Origin of the sequence: Gallibacterium anatis DSM 16844 = F 149, assembly GCF_000379785.1 — a bacterium.
In the GTDB taxonomy this organism is placed as follows: domain Bacteria; phylum Pseudomonadota; class Gammaproteobacteria; order Enterobacterales; family Pasteurellaceae; genus Gallibacterium; species Gallibacterium anatis.
Map to the genome: position 1 here is coordinate 1 of NZ_KB903758.1, position 3176 is coordinate 3176.

The following is a 3176-nucleotide window of genomic DNA, read 5'->3' on the forward strand; positions in this document are numbered from 1 at the left end:
AATGCAATAGTACCACCTGATCCCATGCCGAACTCAGAAGTGAAATATTGTAATGCCGATGGTAGTGTGGGGATTCCCCATGTGAGAGTAGGTCATCGCCAATTATCTATTTACGGAGCGGTAGTTCAGCTGGTTAGAATACCTGCCTGTCACGCAGGGGGTCGCGGGTTCGAGTCCCGTCCGTTCCGCCACTTTTTCTATCAATAGGGGCGTAGTTCAATTGGTAGAGCACCGGTCTCCAAAACCGGGTGTTGGGAGTTCGAGCCTCTCCGCCCCTGCCATCTATAATTTTTCATTTTTTTGTTTAGTATTTTTTCCTTATTGATCCTTATTGAATAGATATCAATCCTTACTAATATCGATTTATTTAATCCTTTTGTTTCTTGATTTAATTTAAACTATAAGTGTTTTTATGCCCAATTTAGTGTTTTAAATGATGAAGGGTTTTCTAAGTAAAGCGATTACTAGTTTAATATTTAAAATGTGAAAAAAGAGAATAGCGTTAAAATTATAGGAATCTAATAATAATTTAAAGGGCTAAGCCGTTGTAATATACGGCTTAGCCCTTTTCTTTAGTATTTAATTAATTAAGCTTTTTGCTTTTTCTGATAATCATAAGCAGCTTTAATAAATCCACTGAATAGAGGGTGACCATCACGTGGTGTTGATGTAAATTCCGGATGGAATTGGCAAGCAACAAACCAAGGATGATTAGGCACTTCAATAATTTCAACCAATTTATTATCTGCTGACCAGCCAGTTACTTTCAATCCGGCTTTTTCAATTTGAGGTAACAATTTGTTATTAACTTCATAACGATGACGGTGGCGTTCCTCAATGGTTTCTTTACCATATAATTGGCGCGCTAAGCTGCCTTCTACTAGATGACATTTTTGTGCACCAAGTCGCATAGTGCCGCCTAAGTCGGATTTATCACTACGCACTTCTACATTGCCATCTGCATCTTGCCATTCTGTAATTAGTCCTATCACCGGTTGAGGACAATTTTTATCAAATTCTGAAGAACTTGCATCTTTCATCCCTGCAACGTGGCGTGCATATTCAATAAGGGCAATTTGCATTCCCAAACAAATACCTAAATAAGGAATATTATTTTCACGTGCATATTGTGCGGTTAGAATTTTGCCTTCAATACCACGATAGCCAAAGCCACCAGGGACTAAGATCGCATCTAAACCTTTTAATAAATCTGTACCTTTAGATTCAACATCTTGTGAATCAATATATTTGATGTTGACGGTTAAACGATTCTTCAATCCACCGTGTTTTAATGCTTCATTAACGGATTTATAGGCATCAGGCAATTCAGTATATTTTCCAACCATTCCGATAGTGACTTCACCGATTGGATTGGCTTCTTGATAAAGCACATTTTCCCATTCAGATAGATCCGCTTCCGGGCAATCAAGATGGAAACGTTGGCAGATAAATTCGTCCAGTCCTTGAGATTTTAGTAATGCAGGAATTTGATAAATAGAATTAACATCTTTTAATGAAATAACTGCTTTTTCCGGCACGTTACAGAACAGTGCAATTTTTGCGCGTTCATTTGGTGGGATAATGCGATCGGAACGACAAATCAATACATCGGGTTGAATACCGATAGATAATAACTCTTTCACCGAGTGTTGGGTCGGCTTAGTTTTCACTTCGCCGGCAGTTGCAATATAAGGCACTAAAGTGAGATGCATAAATAGGGTTCTTTCACGGCCTACCTGCACTGCAAGTTGGCGTAACGCTTCCAAAAATGGAAGTGATTCAATATCACCCACTGTTCCACCGACTTCAACAATAACAACATCGTGACCGGCAGCACCCTCAATCACTTTTGCTTTGATCTCATTGGTAATATGAGGAATAACCTGAATTGTTGCGCCAAGGTAATCGCCACGGCGTTCTTTACGCAATACTTCGGAATAGATCTTTCCGGTCGTAAAGTTATTACGTTTGGTCATTTTAGTACGGATAAAACGCTCATAATGCCCGAGGTCGAGATCCGTTTCCGCGCCGTCTTGAGTAACAAACACTTCACCGTGTTGAGTTGGGCTCATTGTACCCGGGTCAACGTTAATGTAAGGATCTAATTTCATCATTGTAACGTTCAAGCCGCGCGCTTCTAAAATTGCTGCAAGAGATGCCGCCGCAATGCCTTTCCCTAAAGAAGAAACAACACCGCCTGTGACAAAAATATAATTTGTTGCCATTGTTTTATGCCTATTAATTTAAATGTGGATGGAATATAAAGAGATACCTGAGTATCAAGACGGGATGATAGTTTACAGGATTTAGCAAACTAACTCAATCTAAGATTTGAGATCGCCATTGGGCGATCTCATCCTAAATTATAAGGTTATCTGTTGATCTTTGTTATAAAGAGAACGATAACCGAAATAAAGCGAACCAAAAACGGATAAGCAAACGGCAGTACAGATCGCAATCATAATAGAGATTTGGTACAGAATAGCCGTGTTCGGCAATGTACCGGAAAGAATTTGACCGGTCATCAAACCGGGTAAAGCGACAATCCCCATCCCGACCATTGAATTTAATGTCGGTAATAATGCGCTTTCCAGTGCTTGATTGACAAAAGGTGTTAATATTTTTTGTGGCGTTACCCCAAAATTGAGCAACGCCTCAATGCGGGATCGTTCACTTTGCAAACTTTCACGAAATGTTTTAACGCCAAGATTCACGCCGGTCATTGCATTTCCCATAATCATTCCGCTTAAAGGAATAACATATTGAGGATGAAAGAAATCTTCTTTGACGACAACGAGAATAAAAAACGCCAATACGGCAAGCCCAGAAAAAGAAATCGAACCGATAATGGCGAGTTTAAAGCGGTGATTTAAATTAGGATTTTTTGAGAGCACCCGGTGTACGGCAAAAATAATCATCGCCAGTAGATAAAGAATTGTGAAAATCGGATGCGGATTTTGGAAAATATAAGTGAGAACAAAACCGGCAATGATGAGCTGTAAAGTCATTCTAATGCTGGCGACAAACAGAAGTTTAGACTGGTTAATTTCGCACTTTTTCATAATAAAAAGCACAATCAATATGATCTGCACCCCAAAAGTTGGACTTATTATCCAACAACATACAGAGGTGCAGATTTTTTATGACTAAATATAACCAAACATTTAAGCAACAAG

At 39.2% G+C, this 3176-nt stretch carries 2 protein-coding genes, 2 tRNA genes and 1 rRNA gene; 3 read left to right on the forward strand and 2 right to left on the reverse strand.

All coding sequences use genetic code 11. The features are described from left to right. The 3 genes from rrf to A3EO_RS0112085 all read left to right on the forward strand — a co-directional run. A 5S ribosomal RNA gene (gene rrf, locus A3EO_RS0112075) occupies positions 1 to 104 on the forward strand; the annotation flags it as partial. A gap of 10 nt (positions 105 to 114) precedes the next feature. Then, positions 115 to 191, forward strand: a tRNA-Asp gene (locus A3EO_RS0112080). A gap of 14 nt (positions 192 to 205) precedes the next feature. Then, a tRNA-Trp gene (locus tag A3EO_RS0112085) sits at positions 206 to 281 on the forward strand. A gap of 306 nt (positions 282 to 587) precedes the next feature. Here A3EO_RS0112085 and pyrG read toward each other — a convergent pair. Together pyrG and A3EO_RS0112095 are read right to left on the reverse strand one after the other, a co-directional pair. Then, positions 588 to 2225: a glutamine hydrolyzing CTP synthase gene (gene pyrG / locus A3EO_RS0112090; RefSeq protein ID WP_013746174.1), complete on the reverse strand. Its 1638-nt coding sequence runs from the start codon at positions 2223 to 2225 to the stop codon at positions 588 to 590. Positions 2226 to 2363: 138 nt separating this feature from the next. After that, positions 2364 to 3062 carry an ABC transporter permease gene (locus tag A3EO_RS0112095; RefSeq protein ID WP_233432282.1) on the reverse strand — a complete coding sequence of 233 codons (699 nt, stop codon included), beginning with the start codon at positions 3060 to 3062 and terminating at the stop codon, positions 2364 to 2366. Positions 3063 to 3176: the final 114 nt, after the last annotated feature.

What these genes read in the sequence shown, in the direction of transcription:
- A3EO_RS0112095 (WP_233432282.1), bottom strand. Translation starts at nt 3,062, where the DNA reads ATGAAAAAGTGCGAAATTAACCAGTCTAAACTTCTGTTTGTCGCCAGC.
- pyrG (WP_013746174.1), bottom strand. Translation starts at nt 2,225, where the DNA reads ATGGCAACAAATTATATTTTTGTCACAGGCGGTGTTGTTTCTTCTTTA.